Origin of the sequence: Mycobacterium europaeum (assembly GCF_002102155.1) — a bacterium.
Lineage (GTDB): Bacteria > Actinomycetota > Actinomycetes > Mycobacteriales > Mycobacteriaceae > Mycobacterium > Mycobacterium europaeum.
This window is the reverse complement of the sequence record NZ_LQOU01000002.1, coordinates 194,992-217,022: the sequence shown is the minus strand read 5'-3', so window position 1 is coordinate 217,022 and position 22,031 is coordinate 194,992. Positions and strand designations below refer to the sequence as shown.

Annotated in this window: 23 protein-coding genes; 2 read left to right on the top strand and 21 right to left on the bottom strand. The window is 70.1% G+C overall.

Annotated features, from left to right (window positions below; translation table 11 throughout):
- Positions 1–30 precede the first annotated feature (30 nt).
- The 4 genes from AWC03_RS00980 to AWC03_RS00965 all read right to left on the bottom strand — a co-directional run bounded on the left by AWC03_RS00980 (position 31) and on the right by AWC03_RS00965 (position 3,764).
- Positions 31–789, bottom strand: a complete 759-nt coding sequence (locus tag AWC03_RS00980; protein WP_085238653.1) for an IclR family transcriptional regulator — start codon at positions 787–789, stop codon at positions 31–33.
- Positions 786–1,616 carry a cyclase family protein gene (locus AWC03_RS00975; RefSeq protein WP_085238652.1) on the bottom strand — a complete coding sequence of 277 codons (831 nt, stop codon included), beginning with the start codon at positions 1,614–1,616 and terminating at the stop codon, positions 786–788. The genes AWC03_RS00980 and AWC03_RS00975 overlap by 4 nt, the downstream gene beginning before the upstream one ends.
- Before the next feature lie 11 nt (positions 1,617–1,627).
- Positions 1,628–2,413: an SDR family NAD(P)-dependent oxidoreductase gene (locus AWC03_RS00970; protein ID WP_085238651.1), complete on the bottom strand. Its 786-nt coding sequence runs from the start codon at positions 2,411–2,413 to the stop codon at positions 1,628–1,630.
- A gap of 244 nt (positions 2,414–2,657) precedes the next feature.
- A complete protein-coding gene (locus AWC03_RS00965; protein WP_085238650.1) occupies positions 2,658–3,764 on the bottom strand; it encodes a phosphotransferase in 1,107 nt (368 codons plus the stop codon).
- A 79-nt stretch (positions 3,765–3,843) separates the two neighbouring features.
- Here AWC03_RS00965 and AWC03_RS00960 point away from each other — a divergent pair, with 79 nt between their 5' ends.
- Positions 3,844–4,467 (top strand): TetR family transcriptional regulator, encoded by a 624-nt coding sequence (locus AWC03_RS00960; protein WP_085238649.1) that lies wholly within the window; start codon positions 3,844–3,846, stop codon positions 4,465–4,467.
- 29 nt (positions 4,468–4,496) lie between these two features.
- Here the strand turns inward: AWC03_RS00960 and der are convergent, their stop codons facing one another.
- Genes der through AWC03_RS00930 form a run of 6 tightly spaced genes read right to left on the bottom strand, consistent with a single transcriptional unit; the run spans position 4,497 to position 9,684 of the window.
- On the bottom strand, positions 4,497–5,897 hold the full coding sequence (der, locus tag AWC03_RS00955; RefSeq protein ID WP_085238648.1) for a ribosome biogenesis GTPase Der: 1,401 nt from the start codon (positions 5,895–5,897) through the stop codon (positions 4,497–4,499).
- Positions 5,894–6,574 (bottom strand): (d)CMP kinase, encoded by a 681-nt coding sequence (gene cmk, locus AWC03_RS00950; RefSeq protein WP_085238647.1) that lies wholly within the window; start codon positions 6,572–6,574, stop codon positions 5,894–5,896. The genes der and cmk overlap by 4 nt, the downstream gene beginning before the upstream one ends.
- Positions 6,571–7,314 carry a pseudouridine synthase gene (locus AWC03_RS00945; protein WP_085238646.1) on the bottom strand — a complete coding sequence of 248 codons (744 nt, stop codon included), beginning with the start codon at positions 7,312–7,314 and terminating at the stop codon, positions 6,571–6,573. The genes cmk and AWC03_RS00945 overlap by 4 nt, the downstream gene beginning before the upstream one ends.
- Complete coding sequence (gene scpB, locus AWC03_RS00940) at positions 7,314–8,009, bottom strand: SMC-Scp complex subunit ScpB (protein ID WP_085238645.1); 696 nt, start codon at positions 8,007–8,009, stop codon at positions 7,314–7,316. Before scpB ends, AWC03_RS00945 begins: the two co-directional genes overlap by 1 nt.
- Entirely contained in the window at positions 8,009–8,824 is an 816-nt protein-coding gene (locus AWC03_RS00935) for a segregation/condensation protein A (RefSeq protein WP_085238644.1), read from the bottom strand. The genes scpB and AWC03_RS00935 overlap by 1 nt, the downstream gene beginning before the upstream one ends.
- Positions 8,821–9,684 (bottom strand): ParA family protein, encoded by an 864-nt coding sequence (locus AWC03_RS00930; protein WP_085238696.1) that lies wholly within the window; start codon positions 9,682–9,684, stop codon positions 8,821–8,823. The genes AWC03_RS00935 and AWC03_RS00930 overlap by 4 nt, the downstream gene beginning before the upstream one ends.
- A gap of 325 nt (positions 9,685–10,009) precedes the next feature.
- Here AWC03_RS00930 and AWC03_RS00925 point away from each other — a divergent pair, with 325 nt between their 5' ends.
- A complete protein-coding gene (locus AWC03_RS00925) occupies positions 10,010–10,762 on the top strand; it encodes an O-methyltransferase (RefSeq protein ID WP_085238643.1) in 753 nt (250 codons plus the stop codon).
- Between the two features lie 13 nt (positions 10,763–10,775).
- On the opposite strand, the gene xerD is transcribed toward AWC03_RS00925, so the two are convergent.
- The 11 genes from xerD to AWC03_RS00870 all read right to left on the bottom strand — a co-directional run bounded on the left by xerD (position 10,776) and on the right by AWC03_RS00870 (position 22,025).
- The gene (gene xerD, locus AWC03_RS00920; protein WP_085238642.1) at positions 10,776–11,720 is read right to left on the bottom strand and encodes a site-specific tyrosine recombinase XerD; all 945 of its coding nucleotides are present in this window, start codon (positions 11,718–11,720) and stop codon (positions 10,776–10,778) included.
- The gene (locus AWC03_RS00915) at positions 11,717–12,349 is read right to left on the bottom strand and encodes an NUDIX domain-containing protein (RefSeq protein WP_085238641.1); all 633 of its coding nucleotides are present in this window, start codon (positions 12,347–12,349) and stop codon (positions 11,717–11,719) included. The genes xerD and AWC03_RS00915 overlap by 4 nt, the downstream gene beginning before the upstream one ends.
- Positions 12,342–14,093 carry a CTP synthase gene (locus AWC03_RS00910; protein ID WP_085238640.1) on the bottom strand — a complete coding sequence of 584 codons (1,752 nt, stop codon included), beginning with the start codon at positions 14,091–14,093 and terminating at the stop codon, positions 12,342–12,344. Before AWC03_RS00910 ends, AWC03_RS00915 begins: the two co-directional genes overlap by 8 nt.
- Before the next feature lie 123 nt (positions 14,094–14,216).
- Positions 14,217–15,161: a copper transporter gene (locus AWC03_RS00905; RefSeq protein ID WP_085238639.1), complete on the bottom strand. Its 945-nt coding sequence runs from the start codon at positions 15,159–15,161 to the stop codon at positions 14,217–14,219.
- A gap of 7 nt (positions 15,162–15,168) precedes the next feature.
- The gene (gene steA / locus AWC03_RS00900) at positions 15,169–16,350 is read right to left on the bottom strand and encodes a putative cytokinetic ring protein SteA (RefSeq protein ID WP_085238638.1); all 1,182 of its coding nucleotides are present in this window, start codon (positions 16,348–16,350) and stop codon (positions 15,169–15,171) included.
- 197 nt (positions 16,351–16,547) lie between these two features.
- Positions 16,548–18,302, bottom strand: coding sequence for a DNA repair protein RecN (gene recN, locus AWC03_RS00895; protein WP_085238637.1), 1,755 nt, complete (start codon positions 18,300–18,302; stop codon positions 16,548–16,550).
- A 7-nt stretch (positions 18,303–18,309) separates the two neighbouring features.
- The gene (locus tag AWC03_RS00890; RefSeq protein ID WP_085238636.1) at positions 18,310–19,233 is read right to left on the bottom strand and encodes an NAD kinase; all 924 of its coding nucleotides are present in this window, start codon (positions 19,231–19,233) and stop codon (positions 18,310–18,312) included.
- Positions 19,230–20,033 carry a TlyA family RNA methyltransferase gene (locus tag AWC03_RS00885; protein WP_085238635.1) on the bottom strand — a complete coding sequence of 268 codons (804 nt, stop codon included), beginning with the start codon at positions 20,031–20,033 and terminating at the stop codon, positions 19,230–19,232. Before AWC03_RS00885 ends, AWC03_RS00890 begins: the two co-directional genes overlap by 4 nt.
- 8 nt (positions 20,034–20,041) lie before the next feature.
- Positions 20,042–20,227, bottom strand: coding sequence for a hypothetical protein (locus AWC03_RS00880; RefSeq protein ID WP_085238634.1), 186 nt, complete (start codon positions 20,225–20,227; stop codon positions 20,042–20,044).
- A 12-nt stretch (positions 20,228–20,239) separates the two neighbouring features.
- Entirely contained in the window at positions 20,240–21,241 is a 1,002-nt protein-coding gene (locus AWC03_RS00875; protein ID WP_085238633.1) for an HAD-IIA family hydrolase, read from the bottom strand.
- 1 nt (position 21,242) lies between these two features.
- Entirely contained in the window at positions 21,243–22,025 is a 783-nt protein-coding gene (locus AWC03_RS00870; protein ID WP_085238632.1) for a hypothetical protein, read from the bottom strand.
- Positions 22,026–22,031 lie beyond the last annotated feature (6 nt).

Here is a 22,031-nt window from a genome sequence, read left to right as displayed (position 1 = left end):
CAACGCACAACCGGGGCGGCCCGGCCCGATTCATCCCTGCGCCGCCAACCAGGCGTCGACGTTCTCCACCCACGCCCGCAGCGCCTGCGCCAGTTGGGATTCGCGGCCGTAGAACCGCTGCGCAGGGACGGGCACGCTGACCGCCACCGCGTGCCCGGCCACGCCCTTGAGCACCGCGCCCACCGCGCAGATACCCTCGGTCTGCTCCTCGCGGTCATAGGCGACGCCCTCGGCGCGCACCCGCTCGAGCTCGGCGCGCAGCGCCGCCGGGCTGGTGATGGTGTTGGGGGTGAGCCGGGCCAGCCGGCTCGGCAGCTGCTCGGGCGGCAGGCCGGCCAGCAGCGCCTTGCCGTTGGCGCAGCAGTGCAGGGGAAACGACTCGCCCACCGCGCTGATCGCCCGCAACCGGTGTGGCGAGACGACCTGGTCCACGAAGGTCGCGCGGTCCCCGTCCAGGATCGAGAGGTCGACCGTCTCCCCCAACTCCCGCGACAGCTCCTCCATGAACGGGTGCACGTCCATCACGATGCCGAGGCGCACGGTGTTGGCCATCCGCGCGATCTCCGGTCCCAGCCGGTACCCGCCGCGGCCCCCGCGCGAGGCGACCAGCCCCTCGTCCTCCAGCGCGTTGAGGATCCGGCTGACCGTGGAGCGCGCCATGCCCAGCCGGTCGCCGATCTCGGCCTGGCTGAGCCCGCCCGGGTGCGCCTGCAGCAGCCGCAGCATCTCCGCCGCGCGGGCGATGACCTGAATCCCGCTGCCACGGGCCTCCTCTGCGACGACGCTCATGCCGCCCGGCCCGTCTCGATGCGGTAGTTACCCGTGGGGTCGACGATCGCCACCAGCCGCACGATGCACCCGTCGCCGCCCACCCAGCGCCACGGGAACGCCGCAAACGTGACCCGCTTGCCGGTGACCTTGTCCAGGTCGCCACCGACGTTCTCGAAGCCGTAAATCCCCTGGGACAGGATGGCCCGGTGACAGGGCTCCCACTCGGGAAAGTCGTCGAGCACCCTGCGTCCGGTCTCCTCCTCGTATTCCCTTACCGCCCAGGGCAACAGCCCGCCGGTGTGTTCGGCCGGCCCGTGCGGTCCGATCGAGGTGGCCAGCGGATGGTCCAGCGCCTGGGTGTCGGTGCCGACGGCCTTGACGCCCTTGTCGGCGAACCACTCGCCGGCCTCCCGGTAGAAGCCCGGGGAGTAGGCGTAGTACTCCGCGCTGTCGGCGTACTTGTGGTGCCAGCCGGTGTTGACGACGACGATGTCGCCCGGCCGGATCTCGGGCGTCGCCTTCTCCAGGTCCTCGGCGGTGACGACTCCCCACTTGCCCTTGGGGATCGAGACCACGACGCCGGTGCCGAAGAAGGCGCTCAGCGGGATCTCGTGCAGGAACGGCGTGCCCTCCACGACGTGTGCCGGCGCGTCGATGTGCGTGCCGGAATGCATGACGGTGGTGATCTTTTGGGTGAGCACCCGGCTTCGCGCCATGTTGTGCAGGCGCTCGATCTTGACGTCCTCGAAGTACGGCCACGCGGGCGCCCCGTGACCCCACGGGTGCGACAGGTCGTAGAACTCCAACGCCGCTTCGGCCTCGCCGAGCGGCCAGGTGATGCTCATGGTGTTTCCTCTCAGCACGCGGTGTATCCGCCGTCCAGGTACATCACCTGGCCGGTGTAGAAGCTGGATGCGTCGCTGAGCAGATAGATCAGCGCGCCGATGAAGTCCTCCGGTTCGGCGAAGCGCCGCAACGGGATCCGGGCGAACACCGCTTCGCGGGCGGCGCGGCCCTTCTCGTCGTCGGCGTACATCCACTCCGTCAGCTGCGAACGGAACACCGTGGGCGCGACCGCATTCACGCGAATGCCCGCCGCGCCCCACTCGGCCGCCAACGACTTGGCGAGCAGGTCGGTGGCACCCTTGGACGGACAGTAGGCGCTATAGCCGGCGGGGCTGCCGAGGGATCCGCGGACCGACGAGACCAGCACGACGCTGCCGCCATCGCCCTGTTCGAGCAGGATCCGCCCGGCCGCCCGGCAGACCAGCCAGGCGCCCCGGGCGTTGGCGTCCATCACCTTGTCGAAGTCCTCGACGGCCATCTCGGTGATGGGCGCGACGTGATTCATGCCCGAGGCCACCAGCACGCCGTCGAGCCGGCCATGGCGGGCGAGCGCCGCCTCCACCATGGCCCGGGCGTCGGCGGGGGTGTCGGGGCGGCGGGCGACCAACGCGGCGTTGTCGATGCCGAGGTCGTCCAGTGCGGCGGCGTTGCCGCCCGCCACCGTCAGTCGCGCGCCGGCGCCGGCCAGCGCCCGGGCGGCAACGCTGCCCAGCGCACCGCTCGCCCCGGTGATCAGGATCGACTTGTCTTCGACGCTGAAGCGCGCGGCGGTGGGCGCCTGCTGTGCCACGTTCACCCTGCCTCCATGTCCCGCAATACGGGTCCTGCAACCCGCTATACGAGAACGATAGGTCCGTTGAGGAGAGGAAGTCAACGTAGATTCTTGTGATACAGCTTTCACATGCCGTATCGTGGGATCACGTACCACCGCGGCAGTACGGTGCGGCGATTCGCAACCGTGATATCGCCGGCGCTATCGGATTCGAGGGGCATCAATCGGTTCGGGAGAGCCGCGTCGCAACGCCCGGCCTCACGTCGCGTCAGCTCAGTTCGGAGAACGCCCCGTGGGAGTCCAAGTCGCGATAGGCAGTAGCCAGCCGGACATGGTTGGCGGCGTTGATTTCCCATCCGTAATTCTCGATCGGAGTGGTCAACCATCCGATGCACAAGCACCATGCCGCGGCCAGGCGATGCTCGAAGATGAGTTCCTCGAGTGACGGCACATCGCTGACGCCCTCCTGGATGAGACGGCGCCGGTAGTAATCGATCAAGCTGCGCTCGTGTCGGCGACGCTCATCCACCGACAATCCGGTCAGCAGAATGTAGGTCACGTCATGCATGCAATAACCCCGCGCGGTCAATTGCCAGTCGACCAAACCCCTGTCCCCGTCGGGCAACAGATAGGTGTTGCCGGCGTGCGCATCGCCGTGCACGAGGGTCAACGGCAACGTAGCCTGGTGCGCCTGCGCGCGGGCAACGTTGCGCAGCAGTGATTCTGCCGTTTCATCGACCGATTCCACGAGCTCTCGCTTGAATTGCCGGCTCTGTACTTCCCACTTGATCAACATCGGTACACCGGCCTGGTGACTGAACAGCTCATGAATGGGACCGCTGATGTGCGGAAGAACCCAAGCCAGGTCGGAGTCGAAACGCGGGGACTCCCAGTAGGTGGCATGCAGCGCCGCGAGCTGGTCCAGCAGCTTCTTCATCCCCTCCGGTCCGATAGGGGTCGCGACGGAGGCGAACGAAACACCCAGGGGCCGCAGATCTTCCAGCACCAGGCCGAAGCTGGCGGTAGCCGCATCGCGGAGCGCACCCAGGCAACGGGGGGTGTTCACAGGCAACTCGTCGCCGACTTTGGCGTACACGTTCACTTCGTTGTCGTACAACGGAATATCGCCCAGACCGGGCCGTGCGACTTTGATCATGAGTCGCCGTGGCAGACGTTCGCCGCCCGCACCGTAGTCGGCCTCCACCGCGATCCTGCGAGCCGTCGACACCCGCTCCTCGCCATCGCTGGCGAGAGCCGCATCGACGACGCGGACCCGCTCGACGACCACATCGGGATGCTTGGTGTTGATCAGGCGCTGTACGAGCGGTGCGGTGAATTCCTCCGGCTCAATGGGGATCGCTTGGCGTTCCGGCATAGCGGCAACCGTAAAGCGGGTGCTTTATCCTGTCAACAAAGCATATGCTTTAATCGGTAGTCATGAATCGCCCTGCTCCGTGCCGAACGGCGCGGCCATGACGAGCGCATCCGCGGCACGCGAAACACTGATGGACACCGCCGAACGATTGATCGGTGAACGAGGCCTCGATGTCAGCGCGCGGGAGATCGCGGCGCAGTCTGGTCATGGCAACAACTCGGCGGTGATCTATCACTTCGGCAATCTCGACGGGCTCATCCAGGCCACCTTCGATCGGCGCATGACCCACCTCGAGCGGCGACGCGGCGAGCTCCTGCGAAATTTGCAAGGCCGACCGGACCGCACCGTCGCCGACGTCGTCGAGGCGATCGTCGCCCCCGCGTTGACCATTCCCTACCAGCAGGGGGCTACCCACTACGCGCGCTTCGTCGAACAAATCCAGACCCATCCCGTGATGGCACAGTTGGTTCCGCGTGGCGAGAGTTACCCGACGGTGATCGCGCTGACGCGGCTGCTACGAAACTGCCTGCCGCCCAGCGACCGTCGCAAGCAGGCTCACCGCATCCACCTGATGACCATCGCGATGTTCGCGTTGATGGCCGACTACGAGCGCCGCGGTGAACTCATCTCCTCGCGAGCGCGCACGCGGGCGACCCGGGAACTCGTAGCTGTCCTGTCTGCCATTGTGACCGCGCCCCTGTAGGCACATGGGCAGGCATCACCCCATGGCGCTCAGCGCCGCTTGGCCCCACGCTTCTCGCGCACCCGCACGTTGATCCGGATCGGGCTGCCCTCGAAACCGAAGGCCTCGCGCAGCCGCCGCTCCAGAAAGCGCCGGTAACCGGCCTCCAGAAAGCCGGTGGTGAACAGCACGAACGTCGGCGGCCTGGCGGTGGCCTGGGTGGCGAACAGGATGCGCGGTTGCTTGCCCCCGCGCACCGGTGGCGGCGTCGCGGCCACCACCTCTTTCAGCCACGCGTTGAGCGGGCCCGTCGGGATGCGCGTGTCCCACGACGCCAACGCCGTCTCCATCGCGGGCACCAGCTTCTGCACCGCGCGTCCCGTCCGGGCGGAGATGTTGACCCGTTGCGCCCACCGCAGCTGCACCAGTTCGCGGTCGATCTCGCGCTCGAGGAGTTCGCGCCGGTCCTCGTCCACCAGATCCCACTTGTTGAAGGCCAGCACCAGCGCCCGGCCCGCCTCGATGACCATCGACAGCACCCGCTGATCCTGTTCGGTCAGCGGCTGCGAGGCGTCGATGAGCACCACGACCACCTCGGCCGCGTCGATCGCCGAACGCGTGCGCACCGAGGCGTAGAACTCATGCCCGCTGGCCTGACCGACCTTGCGGCGCAAGCCCGCGGTGTCGACGAACCGCCATACCTTGCCGCCCAGTTCGATGAGCGAGTCCACCGGGTCCACGGTGGTCCCGGCGACGTCGTGGACCACCGAGCGCTCGTCCCCGGCCAGCTTGTTCAGCAGCGAGCTCTTGCCCACATTCGGCTTGCCGACCAGCGCCACGCGGCGCGGGCCGCCCGGCGCGGGCGCGGCTTCGGACACCTCCGGCAGCGCGGCCAGCACCTCGTCGAGCAGGTCGGCGACGCCGCGACCGTGGATCGCGCTGATCGCGTGCGGCTCGCCGAGCCCCAGCGACCACAACGCCGCCGCGTCCGCTTCACCCTTTTCGCTGTCAACCTTGTTGGCGGCCAGGAAGACCGGCTTTCCCGAGCGCAGCAGGATCCGGGCGGCGGCCTCGTCGGCCGCGGTGGCGCCGACGGTGGCGTCGACCACCAGGATCACCGCGTCGGCGGTGCGCATGGCCACCGACGCCTGCTCGGCCACCAGTTGCTGCAGACCCTTAGCGTCGGGCTCCCATCCCCCGGTGTCCTGCACGACGAACCGGCGGCCGGTCCACAGCGCGTCGTAGGACACCCGGTCGCGGGTCACACCGGGAATGTCCTGCACCACCGCCTCGCGCCGTCCCAGGATCCGGTTGACCAACGTGGACTTGCCGACGTTGGGCCGCCCGACGATCGCCACGACGGGCGCGGGGCCGGCCTCTGCTTGCTCTTCGAGCTCGGATTCGACCGAGTCCCAATCGCTTTCGTCGGTCCAGGTGCCGTCGGAAGTCATCGCACCGCCCCGCTTCGCTGCTCGACCAGTTCCAGCAGGCGGTCGATCACCTGCGCCTCGGTCATCTCGCTGGTGTCGACCACCACCGCGTCGGCGGCGGCGCGCAGCGGCGACACCGCCCGGGTGGAGTCCAGGTGATCGCGCCGACGGACGTCGGCCAGCACCGCGTCGTAGTCGTCGGTCAGGCCGGCCGCGACGTTCTGATCGTTGCGGCGCCGCGCGCGGGTTTCGGCCGAGGCGGTCAGGAAGATCTTCACGGGGGCGTCGGGCAAGACGACGGTGCCGATGTCGCGGCCCTCGACGACGACGCTGCCGGGCCCCTCGGCCATCTCGCGCTGCAGCCCGACCAGCCGGGCGCGCACGGCGGGGACCGCCGACACCGCCGAGACCGCGCGGGTCACCTCGTCGCCGCGGATCTCGGCCGAAACATCTTCTCCGGCAAGGAAGTACCGGTCGCCGTCGGCGTGATAGTCCACCGACAGCGGCGCCGTCGACCCGATGCGGCCGACGGCCTCGTCGTCCGTCGGGTTGATGCCCGCGCGCAGCACCGCCAGCGTCACCATCCGGTACATCGCCCCGGTGTCCAGGTAGCGGGCGCCCAGCGCACGCGCCAATCCCCTTGACACCGAGGACTTCCCGGTCCCGGCGGGCCCGTCGATGGCGACAACGACGTTCACAGCCCGACCGCCTGGTACAGCTGCCCAACCTCGCCGTGGCTCAGCGCCCGGATGCTGCCCGGCCGCTGCTTGCCCAGCGCCACCGGCCCGATGTCGGTGCGCACCAGCGACTCCACCGGGAAGCCCGCGGCGCCCAGCAGCCGGCGCACGATGCGGTTGCGCCCTTCGTGCAACACCACCCGCACCAGCGTCTTGCCCGGAATGGCGTCCACCACGGCGAATTCGTCGACGCGCGCCGGGCCGTCGTCCAATTCGATTCCCGCCTTCAGTCTTTTGCCCAACCCGCGCGGGACGGAACCGGTCACCGTCGCCAGGTAGGTCTTGGGCACCTCGTGGGAGGGATGCATCAATCGGTGCGCCAGCTCGCCGTCGTTGGTGAGCAGGATCAGCCCCTCGGTCTCGGCGTCCAACCGCCCGACATGGAACAGGTTCTTGTTGCCGCGCACCTTGCGTTCCACCAGGTCGCCGATGCACGGGCGCCCCCGGTCGTCCGACATGGTGGAGTGCATGCCCCGCGGCTTGTTCAGCGCCAGATACACCAGCGACTCGTCGAGCACCACCCTGGCGCCGTCGACCCGGATCACCGAGGCATCCGGGTCCACCCGGGTGCCTAACTCCGTCACCACCTGCCCGTCGACCTCGACGCGGCCGTCGATGATCATTTTCTCCGCGGCGCGCCGCGACGCAATTCCCGCCTGCGACAACACCTTTTGCAGGCGGACCCCTTCGGTATCGACCATCAATCGTGGTCCACGTCGAACGTCAGCGCCTGCTCGGGCGCCTGACCGCCCGACAGTTTGATGAAACGCGGCTCGCTGTCCAGGGATTCGCTCAGATCCTCGATCGTGTCCACGTCGGGAAGCAGCGGCGCGATGTCGGGCAGGTCGGCGAGCGACGTCAGCCCCAACCGCTCCAGGAACAGATCGGTGGTCGCGAACGTCGCGGCGCCGGTGTCGCCGTCCACCCCGGCCTCGGTGATCAGGCCGCGCGCCAACAGCGTCCGCATCACGGCGTCCACGTTGACGCCGCGGACCGCGCTCACCCGCGCCCTGGTCACCGGCTGGCGGTAGGCCACCACGGCCAGGGTCTCCAGCGCGGCGCGGGTCAGCTTGGACCGCGCGCCGTCCAGCAGCAGCTTCTCCACGTACGGCGCGAACCGCGCGCGGGTGTACATCCGCCAGCCCTCGCTGGTCTGGCGCAGGTCGATGCCGCTGTCGCGTTCGGTGAGTTCGTCGGCCATCTGCTGCAGCCGGGCGGCGACCCGGTAGACGGGTTGCTGCGTGGCCGCGCCCAGCGCCTCGGCGGAGACGGGGGTGTCGACCACCAGCAGCAGCGCCTCCAGCACCGAGCCGAGTTCCTCGGCGTCCATGGGTACCGCCTCGGCGATGTCCGGGATGCCGGCGTCGAGATCGACGTCAGGCACGTTTTCGCTCATCATTCGTCCCGCACTTCTAGCAAGGCTTCGCTGGCCGGACGTTCCCCGGTCCAAGAAATCTGGAGCACACCAAGCGGCTCCGACTGGTCGAATGCTACCGCCCGGCTCCGATACAGCTCGAGCAGCGCCAGGAAGCGCCCGACCACCTCCATCGGCGCCTCGCAGTCGGCGACCAGCTCGGAGAACGTGGCCCACTGGCCGCTGCCGCGCGCCTGAAGGATCGCCAGCAGCTTCTTGGCCTGCTCGGGCACCGAGACCGCCACCTCGTGCAGGTGCCCGAGGCCCACCGTCGGCACGGGACGCGGGCTGAACGCGATCGCGGCGATCTGGGCGAACCGGTCGGCGTCGACACCCAGCATCACCTCCGGCAGCAGCTCGGTGAACCGGTCCTCCAGCGACACCGCCCGCGGGTAGCTGCGCAGCGCGGTGGCCTCCAGCTCGGCGAACATCTCCGCGACGTGCTTGAACGCGCGGTACTGCAGCAGCCGGGCGAAAAGCAGGTCGCGCACCTCCAGCAGCGCCAGGTCCTCTTCGTCGTCGATCTGCCCGGCCGGCAGCAGCCGGGCGGCCTTGAGGTCGAGCAGGGTCGCGGCGACCACCAGGAACGCGGTGGTCTCCTCCAGGTCCAGCTGGGAGCCGATCTCGCGGGTGTAGGCGATGAAGTCGTCGGTGACCTGATGCAGTGCCACCTCGGTCACGTCGAGGCGGTGGGCGAAGATCAGCTGCAGCAGCAGGTCGAACGGACCCTCGAAATTGGTCAGGCGGACTTGAAAACCGTTCTTGGGTGGCGCCTCACCGTTTGCGCTGGCCGTCACGCGCCGAATCGGTCGATGAACTCGCGGGCCAGGGCGCGGTAGGCCATGGCGCCCGTCGACCGCGGGGCCCAGGTGGTGATCGGCTCCCCCGCCACGCTGGTCTCCGGGAACCGGACGGTTCGGGTGATCACGGTGTCGAACACGAGATCGCCGAACCGCTCCACCACGCGGGCCATCACCTCGCGGGAGTTGACCGTGCGCGGGTCGTACCGGGTGAGCAGGATGCCGCTGATCTCCAGCTTCGGGTTGAGCCGGTCGCGGACCTTGTCGACGGTGTCGGTGAGCAGCGCCAGGCCACGCAGCGAGAAGAACTCGCATTCGGTGGGGATGACCACGCCGTCCGCGCAGGCCAGCCCGTTCACGGTGAGCAGCCCCAGCGACGGCTGGCAGTCGATCAGGACGTAGTCGTAGCGGTCCAGCACGGGATGCAGCGCCCGGCCCAGGGTCTGTTCCCGGCCCACCTCGTTGACCAGCTGGATCTCGGCGGCGGACAGGTCGATGTTGCTGGGCACCAGGTCCAGATACTTGACCCGGGTCTGCAGCAGCACGTCGTCGATCGACACCCGCGGCTCGACCAGCACGTTGTGGATCGTCTTCTCCAGCTCGTAGTGCGGGACGCCGAGCCCGGCGGACAGCGCGCCCTGCGGATCCATGTCCACCAGCAGCACCCGCCGGCCGTATTCGGCGAGCGCGGCGCCCAGGTTGATGGTCGATGTGGTCTTCCCGACGCCGCCCTTCTGGTTGCACATCGCGACGACCTTGGCCGGGCCGTGCGAGGTGCGCGGCTGCGGTTCCGGGATCGCCCGCGGCGGCCGCCCGGTCAGGCCGAGCTCGACGCCGTTATCCGGCTGCTCGGTCATCATGGCGGGGGTGTTCGGGAGATGAACATCGACCGAAAGTCTAACGGGTTTGCGGGCGGAAGCCGGGCGACCCGCAGGCAATTCACCGGCCAATTTCGCCGGATTTGCGCTGGTAGCGCGCGTGGCGGCGGTGATCATTAACAGCAGTCACACCAGCATCACCGGGGAGGTGGTGGGCGGATTCCAAAGTTGATATCGCGGGCGATATCGCGGCGCCGACGCCGCGCCGAGATCGCCGTGAGGGTTGCGATTCCCGCCGCGGCGACGACCCTGGTGGCAATCTCGGCGCCCGCGGCCCGGCCGCCGCCCGCACTACTGTGGCGTCATGGATCTCAAGCGACGGATTCCCCTGCTGCGCTGGTCGGTCTGGCGGATGGCGACGGGGGTGCGCAACATCACCACGACGGGCCAGATCGGCGACGGACGGGAGGCCGCCGCGGTCGACTACGTCCTGGGAAACGCCAGGGCCGGCGACATCGACGACGTGCTGGCCGCCATCGACAAGTTCGCCTACGAGAAGTCGATGCTGATCAACGTCGGCGACGAGAAGGGGCAGATCCTCGACGCGGCGGTGCGGCGTGCCGACCCGGCCGTGGCGCTGGAGCTGGGCACCTACGTGGGATACGGCGCGCTGCGCATCGCCCGCGCCGCCCCGAGGGCGAAGGTGTATTCCGTCGAACTCGCCGAGGCCAACGCCGCCAACGCGCGGCGGATCTGGGCGCACGCCGGCGTCGCCGACCGGGTGACGTGTGTGGTGGGCACGGTGGGCGACGGCGGGCGCACGCTGGACGCGCTGGCCGACGAGCACGGGTTCGCCCCCGGCGCCCTCGACTTCGCGTTCCTCGACCACGACAAGGACGCGTACCTGGACGACCTGCACAGCATCGTGGCGCGCGGCTGGCTGCGCCCGGGCGCGATCGTGGTCGCCGACAACGTCCGGGTGCCGGGCGCCCCGAAATACCGCGAGTACATGCGCCGGGCGCAGGGCAAGCAATGGAACACCGTCGAGCACAAGGCGCACCTGGAATACCAGTCGCTGGTGTCCGACCTGGTGCTGGAGTCCGAGTACCTGAGCTGACGGCCGCCGCTGCCTATTGCGCCCGCGGGTGGGCGCCGGCCCACACCTCGCGCAGCGCGTGCACGGTCACCATCGTGTAGATCTGCGTCGTCGTCACCGAGGCGTGTCCCAGCAGCTCCTGCACCACGCGCACGTCGGCACCGCCCTCGAGCAGGTGGGTCGCGAACGAGTGCCGCAGCATGTGCGGCGACACCCCCGACGTGATTCCGGCGCGCTCGGCGGCGTCCTGCAGCACCTGCCACGCGCTCTGCCGCGACAGCCGCCCGCCACGCACGTTGAGAAAGATGGCCGGCGTCCCGCGTCCCCGGCGGGCCAGGTCGGGGCGGCCGCGCACCAGATAGGCGTCCAGTGCCTGCACCGCGGGCCGCCCGATGGGCACCAGCCGTTGCTTGCCGCCCTTGCCGCGCAGCAGCACCGACCTGGCCCGGGTATCGATGTCGTCCACGTCGAGGCCGACGGCCTCCGAGATGCGCGCCCCGGTCGAGTACAGGAGCTCCAGCAGCGCCCGGTTGCGCAGCGTGAGCGGGCCGTCGGAGGCGCTGTCCCCGCCCGCACCCTCCAGCAGCGCCAGCACCTGGTCGACGGTCAGGCTCTTGGGGAGCCGGCGGCCCGGCGTCGGCGGGCGGACCGCCCGCGCCACGTCCAGTTCGGCCAGCCCTTCGGCCGCGGCGAACCGGTGCAGGCCGCGCACCGCGATCAGGGCGCGCGCCGCCGACACCGCGGACAGCGCCGTGGTCCCCGAGTCGGGGTCGCCGCGGCGCAGCGCGACCAGGAACTCGCTGACGTCGTCCTCGCCGACCTTGGCCAGGTCCTGAATTCCGCGGTCCGACAGGTGCTTGGTGTAGCGGCGCAGGTCGCGGCGATACGAGCTGAGCGTGTTGGCGGCGACGCCGCGCTCGATGGCGAGGTGGTCCAGGTAGCCCTGCAGTTGGGTGTCGAGCGTGAGCGCCGTTGTCATCGGGCGGCCTGCCCCCCTTTTCGAGCGGCAAAAGCCTTGGGCTTGTCGGGCCACGGGCTGTCCACCGGCCGCGGCTCGGCGACGCCTTCGGTCACCGCGTGGGCGGCCAGGATCCCGGCAATGGCAATGGAATTCACGATCTCGCCGCTGAACACCCCGCTCACCGCGTCGGCGACGGGAAACCAGCGCATCGTCATGTCGGCTTCCTCGTGATGCGCCTCGGGCCGGGCCACCTCGGTCAGCTCGGTCGCCAGGTACACCCGCACCGACTCGTCGCTGAAGCCCGGCGCGGAATCCAGGTCCACCAGCACCTGCCAGGTTCCGGCCTGCAGGCCGACCTCCTCCTGGAGCTCACGGACCGCGGTCGCCTGTGGCGGCTCCCCCACCATGTCGAGCAGCCCGGCCGGAAGCTCCCACAGCCGCCGGCCGAAGGCGTGGCGGTATTGGTACACCATTGCGATGTTGTTGTCCTCGTTCAACGCCACGATGGCGACCGCCCCGTAGTGCTCGACGACTTCACGAATCGCGGTGGCACCGCCGGGCATCCGGACCCGATCGCTGCGCAGCGCGAAAATCTTTCCGGTGTACAGCGTTTCGGATGACGCCGTCTCGAAGACGTGCTCAGCCACGGGTCGCGGGCTCGGGTAGCGAGTGGCTGACGCCGTCCCGCTGCTGGTTGCCGTTGGAGGCGTGCTCGGGGATCTCCACCGGCAGCAGCTCGCCCGACTGGTAGTCGATGGCCGCCCCGACGAACGCGACGAACAGCGGGTGCGGCCGGGTGGGCCGGCTCTTCAGCTCGGGGTGGGCCTGGGTGCCCACGATGAACGGGTGCACCTCGGGCGGATATTCGACGAATTCCACCAGATGCCCGTCGGGCGAGGTGCCGGAGAACCGCAGGCCGCTCTCGGCGATCTTGTCGCGGTAGGCGTTGTTGACCTCGTAGCGGTGCCGGTGCCGCTCCGACACTCCGGTGGTGCCGTAGGCCTGGGCGACAATCGAATCCGCCTGCAACACGGCGGGATACGCGCCCAGCCGCATGGTGCCGCCGAGGTCAGCCTGACCGGCGACGGCGTCGACCTGATCGGCCATCGTGGAGATGACGGGATCCGGTGTGTCGGGGTCGAATTCGGCGGAGTTGGCCTGCGCGAGCCCCGCCGAACGCGCGGCCTCGATCACGATGCACTGCAGTCCGAGGCACAGGCCCAGCACCGGCAGCCCGCGCGTCCGCGCGTACCGGATGGCGCCGATCTTGCCCTCGATGCCGCGGATGCCGAAGCCGCCCGGGATCAGCACGCCGTGCACGTCGCCCAGCGCCGCCGCCGCGCCCGCCCCGGTCTCACAGTCGTCGGAGGCCACCCACTGCATCTCCACCTTGGCGTGGTGTTTGAACCCGCCGGCGCGCAGCGCCTCGGTGACCGAAAGGTAGGCGTCGGAAAGCTCAACGTACTTGCCCACCAAGGCGATTCGCACCGTCTCGTGCGGCTCGTGCACCCTGCGCAGCAGGTCGTCCCACTCGGTCCAGTCGACGTCGCGGAACGGCAGGTTGAGCCGGCGCACCACGTACGCGTCGAGCTCCTCGCGGTGCAGCCGCTTCGGGATGTCGTAGATCGACGGTGCGTCCGGGGTGGAGATGACGCCGTCGATGTCGACGTCACACATCAGCGCGATCTTGTTCTTCAGCGCTTCGGGGACGTCCCGGTCGCAGCGCAGGATCAGCGCGTCCGGGGTGATACCGATGCTGCGCAGGGCGGCCACCGAATGCTGGGTGGGCTTGGTCTTGAGTTCACCCGAGGGCGCCAGGTACGGCACCAGCGAGACGTGCAGGAAGAAGACGTTCTCCCGCCCCAGGTCGTGGCGGACCTGGCGCGCGGCCTCCAGGAAGGGCTGCGACTCGATATCGCCCACCGTGCCGCCGATTTCGGTGATGACCACGTCGGGACGGTTGCCCTGGGCGTCCGGTTCTGCCATCGCCATGATCCGGCGCTTGATCTCGTCGGTGATGTGCGGGATCACCTGGACGGTGTCGCCGAGATATTCCCCGCGCCGCTCCTTGGCGATGACGGTCGAATACACTTGTCCCGTCGTCACATTCGCCGAGCCGGACAGGTCGCGATCCAGGAACCGTTCGTAGTGGCCGACATCGAGGTCCGTCTCGGCGCCGTCCTCGGTGACGAAGACCTCGCCGTGCTGGAAGGGGTTCATCGTGCCCGGGTCGACGTTGAGGTACGGATCGAGCTTTTGCATCGTCACGTACAACCCGCGGGCCGTCAGCAGCTGACCGAGGCTGCTCGCGGTGAGACCCTTGCCCAACGAGGACGCGACGCCCCCGCTGACGAAGAGGTGCTTGGTGGCGGATTGCGGGTGCTTTCGCACAGGCGACCTCCGTGAAGACGGGCAGGGCGTCGAATTTTTGCTAGTGAATAACTAGTTGGGCCTGCCGACCCACGGAAACCCACCCTAACACCCACCGCCGGGGTGTCGTGCCGAACACGCCCGCTACTGCGGCACGGTGATCGATGTGGCGCCGTGACCGGTGCCGTACTGCCCGGCGTGGCCGCCGTTGATCAGGTCGTGCAGGCCGAGCACCGCGGTGATGCGGCCCGGCGCGCTGTCGACGTCGTCGACGGTGCTGACCGCGGTGTTCATCGCGGCGTCGGCCCGCGTCACGGCGACGGCCGCGCCGCCGGTCGCCGAGCCGTCCCGCCCGGCGAGCAGGGTGCCCGACCCGTGCGGGGCCAGCGCGGCGGCGAACCGGGCGACGCTGGCCCCCTGATTACCGGCGTCCTGGGGCAGCGAGCCGCCGGTGATTACCAGCGCGGCGTTCGCCGCGCCCATGTGCTCGCTCGGCTGATAGGTGATGAACCCCGTGTCGCGCAGCGCGGCCAGCACGGTGTCGCGCTGCGGCTCGTCGACGGGCGGGACCGCGGGGTTGGCGTTGATCAGCAAGGCGATGCCCATCAGGTCGCCGGCCTGCGATCCCTGGTCGACGAGCTTGGTGCTCAGCTGTTGTCCGGCCGGCAGGATCGACGAGTTCACCACCGTCCGCAGCTTCTCCGCGGAATTGGCCTCCACGAATTCCTGGGTCAGCGACACCGTTCCGGTCACCGCGCCGCCGGCCTGACCGATGAACTTCGACACCGCGGCCACGTCGTCGTCCTTGGCGTCCGGGGTGCGAAACAGCACCACCGACTTGCCGCCGAGCGTGTCATGCACGATGCGGCCCACCAGCTGGGTGTCGAAGTTGTTTGCCGCGCTGAGCTTTTCGTTCAGTACGTTGTTCCGGTCGTTGAGCCCGTCGATCTGGGTGTGCAGGTCCCGCTTCTCGGCACGCAGGCTGGACAGCAGCGTGTCGGACAGGAAACCCGAACCGAGCACGACTCCCACAGCCAGCGCCAGGAAGACGGCGGCCAGCGATATCGCGTGTTGGCGTAACGAGATCATCGAGGCCCTAGGACACTAGGTGGGCAATCCAGAGGGAAAAGTGGTTCCAGTAGTCGGTGACCCAGTGCAGCACCACGCCATCGGTGCGGGACACCCACAGGGCGACGATGACGGCGATCAGCATCGTCAACGCCAGCAGGGCGATGGCCCCCGCCGAGACGTGGTTGCGGTACAGGGTGGCCACGGCCTTGGCGTCCACCACCTTCTCCCCCACCCGAAGCCTGGTCAAGAACGTCGAGGGGTTGCTGTGCGCGCGGGTGCGGTCGAAGAACGTCTCGATGTTGGCGGTGTGGCCCGCGGTCACCAGCAACGCCGCGCCGTGATGGTCGGCCAGCAGCAGGGCCAGGTCGGTCGCCGAGCCGGCGGCCGGGAACGTCATCGCCCCGACACCGAGGTCCTGGATGCGTTCCAGCCCGGGCGCGTGGCCGTCGGCGTCGGCGGGCAGCACGACCTGGGCTCCGCACTTGAGGGCGTCGGCGCTGATCTTGTCGGGGTCGCCGACGATGATCTGCGGGCGATACCCGGCCTTGCGCAACACATCCGCGCCGGTGTCGACGCCGATCAGCACCGGCTGGTACTCCTTGATGAACGGCTTGAGCGACTTCAGGTCCTCTTCGGCGCTGGGCTCGTCGGCGACGATGACCACGTGCCGGCGGCGCAGGTCGACATCGATGTCGGGGATGCCGATGCCGTCGATCAACAACGGGCTCTCGCTCTTGATGAACTCGATCGTGTTGCCCGCGAACGCCTCCAGGTGCGCCGACAGGCCGCTCTTGGCCTCCCGCATCAAGTCGGCGATGTCGTGGTCGGTGCGCTCGGTGCCCCGGACCAGCCTGCGGTCGCCGGAGTACACCCCGCCTTCGTGCAACCGGATCTTGGCGCCGTCCTTGACCTTCTTGAAGATGTCGGGCCCGGCCTCGTCGATCAGGGTGACCCCGTTGTTGACCAGCACCTCGGGCCCCATGTTGGGGTAGCGGCCCGACACCGACGGCGAGGCGTTGACGACCGCGGCGATGTCCGCCTCCACCAGGGCGTCCGCCGTGATGCGGTCCAAATCCAGGACGTCGAGCACCACGATGTCCCCGGGGCACACCCTGCGCAGCAGTCGGTCGATGTTCCGGTCCACCCGCGCGGTGCCGACGAGGCCCGGCCGGGCGGTGTTACGGGTAAGCAGGCCTGACATCTTCATGGGGGCGATTCTGTCGGTGATGCCCGGATGGGGCGTGGAGGCGCGCCGTAACATTAGCCTCATAAGTTATCTAGAGTCCCATTAGTCACAAGCCCCTAACGGGTTGATCGCGCGAAGGTGCGCAGTTACACGGTCTGGTCGGCGTGTCGCCGTGCACACGCGCGCTCACGCGCCGGGGGTGCCCCTGGGGCTTCGGGTCAGATCTCGTCGCGCTGGGCCGCGTCGAGCAGCTCGCGGGCGTGCGCGCGGCCGCTGTCGGACTCGCCCAGCCCGGCCATCATCCGGGCCAACTCGGCGACCCGCTCGTCGCCGGTGACGCGCCGCACGACGCTGGTCCCCTTGGGGCCGGCGCTGTGCACCACCAGGTGCACGTCGGCGTACGCCGCCACCTGCGGCAGATGCGTGACGACGATGACCTGGTGCGTGCGCGCCAACCGCGCCAGCCGCCGCCCGATCTGCACCGCGGCCCGGCCGCCGACGCCGGCGTCGACCTCGTCGAACACCATGGTGGTGCCCGCCGCCGAGGCCGCCAGCACCACCTCCAGCGCCAGCATCACCCGGGACAGCTCGCCGCCGGAGGCGCTCTTGGCCAGCGGCAGCTGATCCATCCCGCGATGCGCGGCGAAACCGAACTCGACCTGGTCGACGCCGTCGGCACCGGCCCGGGCGAACTCGCCCGTCGGCAGCGCGAGGGCGGCCGGATCCTCGTCGGCGGCCACGTCGTTGCTCACCTCGATGCTGAACTGCGCGTCGGCCATCGCCAGCCCGGACAGCTCCGCGGTGACCTCCTTGGCCAGTCTCTTGGCCGCCTTGCGCCGGATGCCACTGAGATCGACGGCGGCCTGGGCCAATTCACGCGCGAGCTCGTCCACCCGGGCGGCCAGCGCCGTCAACCCCTCCTCGGAGACGTCGAGTTGGGCCAGCCGTTGGCGCGACTCCTGGGCCCACCGGAGCACCCCGTCGACGTCCGCGGCGTACTTGCGGGTCAGCGTGCGCAGCTCGGCTTGCCGGGCCAACTTGGCTTCCAGCGCGCTGGCATCGACCGGCAGCTCGTCCAGAAAGCCGCTCAGCTCGCCCGCCGCGTCGGCGACCACCGTCAGCGCCTCACCGACCTGCCCGGCCAGCGCCCGCAGCTTCGCGTCGTCGGTGGACTCCAACGCGGCCTTCGCGCGCCCCAGCCCGTCTGCGGCGCTGTGCCCGGACGTTTCGGCGTCGTCGGGCGCCCCGGAGAGCGCGGCGTGCGCGGTCATCGCCGCCTCCCGCAGGGTGTCCAGTTCGGAGAGCCGGACGATATCGGCGACCAGCGCGTCGTCCTCGCCCGGTTGCGGGTCGACGGCGTCAATCTCGTTGAGCGCGAAGTTGAGTCGGTCGGATTCCAGCGCGAGTTCGCGCATGCGGCTGCGGCGGTCGGCCAGGTCGTTCCGCGCGGTCAGCCAGGCGTCGCGCAGTTTGCGGTAGCGCTCGAGCGCGGGCCCGGCCTTCGCGAACCGGTCCAGGGCGCCGCGTTGCTCCTCGGGCCGCATCAGCCGCAGCTGGTCGTTCTGCCCGTGCAGGGTGAGCAACTCGGCGGTGAAGTCGCCGAGCGACTTGGCGGGCACGCTGCGGCCCCCGAGATACGCCCGCGACGGCCCCTCGCGGCTGACCGAACGCAGCGCGATCACGCTGCCGTCCTCGTCGCGCTCCGCGCCGGACGCGTCCAGCATGTCGTCCAGCTGCCCCACCACGGCGTCTTCGAGATCGGTTGTGGTGAAACGCCCTTCGACCACCGCCCGGTCGGCGCCCGAGCGCACGCGGGTGGCGTCGGCGCGGGCACCGCCGAGCAGATGCAGCCCCGTCACCACCATGGTCTTGCCGGTGCCCGTTTCACCGGTCAGCACCGTCAGGCCACGGTCGAACTCCCCGACCGCCGCGCTGATCGCGCCCAGCGACTCGATGCGTATTTCGGTGAGCACCCGCCGTTTACTTCCCGCGCCAACCCGTCACCGGCAACCGGAATTTGCGCACCAAGCGGTCGGTGAACGGGGCGCTGTCCAGCCGCGCCCATTTCACCGGTGTGTCGCAACGCCTCACCTCGATGCGGCTGCCGGCCGGGATCAGCATTTCGCGGCGGCCGTCGCAGAACACCAGGGCGTCGTGCCCGTCCGCCTCGATCTCGATGGCGATGGTGGCGTCGGGACTGGTGACCATCGGCCGGCCGAACAGCGCGTGAGCATTGTTGGGCACCACCAGGATTGCCTCGAGGTCCGGCCACAGCACCGGCCCGCCCGCGGAGAACGCGTAGGCGGTCGACCCGGTGGGGGTCGACACCAGCACGCCGTCACACCCGAACGCCGACACCGGCCGGCCGTCGATCTCGACGACCACCCCCAGCACGCCCAGCCGCGGGCCCTTCTCCAGGCTGACCTCGTTGAGCGCCCAGCCGTTTTCGATCTCGCGGCCCCCCGAGCGCACGACCACGTCCAGCGTCAGGCGGTCCTCCACCCGGTAGTCCTTGGCGACGACGTGGTCCAGCACCTGGTCGATGTGCTCCGCTTCGGCCTCGGCCAGGAAGCCGATGCGGCCGAGGTTGACGCCCAGCACCGGGATGCCGGCGTTGCGGGCCAGTTCGGCAGCGCGCAGGAACGTGCCGTCGCCGCCGAGCACCAGCACCAGTTCGCAGCCGTCGGCGGCGCGCGGATCGGCGTCGACCACCTGGATTTCGACGCCCATCGCGCGGATGTCGTCGGGGGCCACCCGCAGCGAGCCGCGGTCGACCGCCTCGGCGGACAGGACGCGTAGAGCAATGTCGTTGTCGCTCAGGACCTTCTGCACGCGGGCCGCGGTTTCGGTGGCTTCCTCGCGGCCGGTGTGCACCACCATCAGCACCGTGCGATGTTCGATCACTGGGGCCCCTCGCTCACCGCGCGCCGCACCGCTGCCACCAACTCGTCATCCGCCAATCCCGTCTGGGCGCGCAACCACAGAAAGTACTCGACGTTGCCCGACGGGCCCGGTAGCGGGCTGGCGGTGACGCCGACCGTGTGCCAGCCCAGCTCGCCGGCGCGGCGCGCCACGGCCACGACGGCGTCGGCGCGCAGGCCCGGGTCGTGCACCACCCCGCCGGCGCCGACCTGGCCCCGGCCCACCTCGAACTGCGGCTTCACCATGGGAACGATATCCGCAGTGTCCGAAGCACATCCAGCCAGCGCGGGCAACACGGTGGCCAGCGAAATGAACGACAGGTCGGCCACGACCACGTCGACCGGCCCGCCGATAAGCTCGCGGGACAGGTCACGGGCGTTCGTCCGCTCGACGACGACCACCCGGGGGTCGCACCGCAGCGACCACGCCAGCTGGCCGTACCCGACGTCCACGGCGACCACTTCGGCGGCGCCGCGGTCCAGCAGCACCTCGGTGAACCCGCCCGTCGACGCGCCGGCGTCCAGGCAGCGGCGGCCCGCCACATCGATCCCGAAGGCGTCCAGGGCGCCGATGAGCTTGTGCGCGCCGCGCGACACCCAGCCCCGTTCCCCGTCGTCGGCGACGGTCAGGGCCGCGGTGAGCGCGACGGCGGTGCCCGGCTTGCGGGCCGGCAGCCCGTCGATGCTGACCCGGCCGGCGCCGATCAACTCCGCGGCCTGTTGCCGCGATCGCGCGAGGCCGCGCCGAACCAGCTCGGCGTCGACGCGGGCGCGGCGAGACATGCGCGCACTCAGCCCTTCTCCGCCGACTCCAGCGCGGCCAGCAGCACGTCGTGCGCCTCGGACAGGCGACGCGCTATGTCTTCGAGCTCGGTGAGCGACGGGTCGTTGCCGGAGCCTTCCGGCGTCCCGGGCTCGGGCAGCCGGGCGAGCAGGGCGTCGATTTCCGCGCGAATCTGTTCAGGATCGATAGTCATTGCGCTTCTACGCTAGTCCAGAGACCAGCGCTGCAGCGCCTCGCGGGCGCGCGCGTCGCCGGCCTCGATGCCGATCGGTTCCCCGTCCGACGCGGCACCCCATACCGCGGCGGCGACCGCCCGCACGATAGCGAGCCCGTCGCCGTCGTCGGCTCCGTCGCCGCTGACGGTCACCGCCCGCTCGCCGACGTCGACGCGCCAGCCCGGCTGGGGCCCGACCGCCAGCCGCTCGCCGTCCTGATGCAGCGCCCGCAGGTCGTGGCCGATGTAGGTGGGCCGATGGGCGGGTTTGGCGTACACCGCGTCCCGCGCTGAGCTGACGCCGGTGAGCACCATCAGGCTGGGCAGCTCCGCCGCGTTGGCGCCCTCGATGTCGGTGTCCAGCCGGTCGCCGACCACCAGGGGGGCGCGGAAATCGCCTCTGGCCGCCGCGTCGGTGAGCAATCCGGGTGCCGGTTTCCCCGCGACCTGGGGTTCGGCACCGGTGGCCGCGCGCAGGGCGGCGACCATGGATCCGTTCCCGGGCAGCAGGCCGCGCTCGGTGGGCAGCGTGACGTCCACGTTCGCCGCGACCCACAGCGCGCCGGACCGGATGGCCAGCGCGGCCTCGGCCAGGTCCGGCCAGCCGATGGTCAGCGACAGGCCCTGCACGACGGCGACGGGGTCGTCGTCGAACCGGCGCACCGGACGCAGGCCCACGGCCGCCACCTCGTCGGCCAGGGCGTCGGTGCCCACGATCAGCACCGGTGCACCGGCCGGCAGCTGCCCGGCCAGGAGCCGGGCCGCGCTCTGCGCGCTGGTGGCGACGTCGTCGGCGGTGGCGGTGAAGCCGAGTTCGGTCAGGTGCGCGGCGACCTCGGCCGCGCTGCGCGACGCGTTGTTGGTGACGAAGAACGCGCGGCTGCGCAGCTCGGCCAGCGCCTGCACCGCGCCCTCGGTGGGCCGGCGGCCGCGGAACAACGTCCCATCCAGGTCGAGCAGCAGGCAATCGTATTGGCGCGCAACGCTCGTCATCTCAGCCCAGCTCGCTGACCCGGTCTTCGGCGTCGGTGACGCCTTCGACATCGGCGGCCGCCGAGCGTAGGAACCATTGCAGCGCTTCGTCATTGCGGTCCAGCGCCAGCAGCGTGTCGGCGTAGGCGTAGAACAACCGCGCCGCTGTCGAGCCCGTGCGGGCCGGGTCCAGTTGCGGCGTGGACAGGACGGTCAGCGCCTGCTCGAGCTGGCCGAGGTCCGCGCGGGCGCCCGCGGCGACGATGCGCAACTCGTCGGCGTCGTCGCCTTCCAGCCGGGCCGCCTCGGGCCCGCGCGCGAGCTCGATCGCGCGCTCCGGGCGGCCAAGCCCGCGTTCGCAATCCGCGATCAGCGCCAGCAGGTTGGACTTGCTGCCCATCCTGCGGGCGGCGCGCAATTCGGCCAGCGCCTGCGCCCAGTCGCCGCAGTAGTAGGCGGCGATTCCGACGGCTTCGCGGATGGCGGCGATCCTGCTGGACCGGGCGCGGGCGGCGCGGGCGTGGCTCAGCGCCGCCTCCGGGTCCTCGTCGAGGAGCTCACCGGCGGCAACCAGGTGGCGCGCCACCGCGTCGGCCGTGGCGCGGTCCAGGGTGCTCAGTTCGCCCCGGATCTCGGGCGCCAGCTGGCGGGCGTCCACGCCGGGCGGTATCGGCGGGCCCGGCTCCGGCGTGCGGCGGCCTTCGGGCTGCTGCGGCTGGGCCGGGCGCGCACGGCCGGGACCCGACCAAGGGCCGGATGGGCGGGGGCGCCGTTCGCCCCGCTGCCGCTGCCTGTCGTCGACCACGCAGCC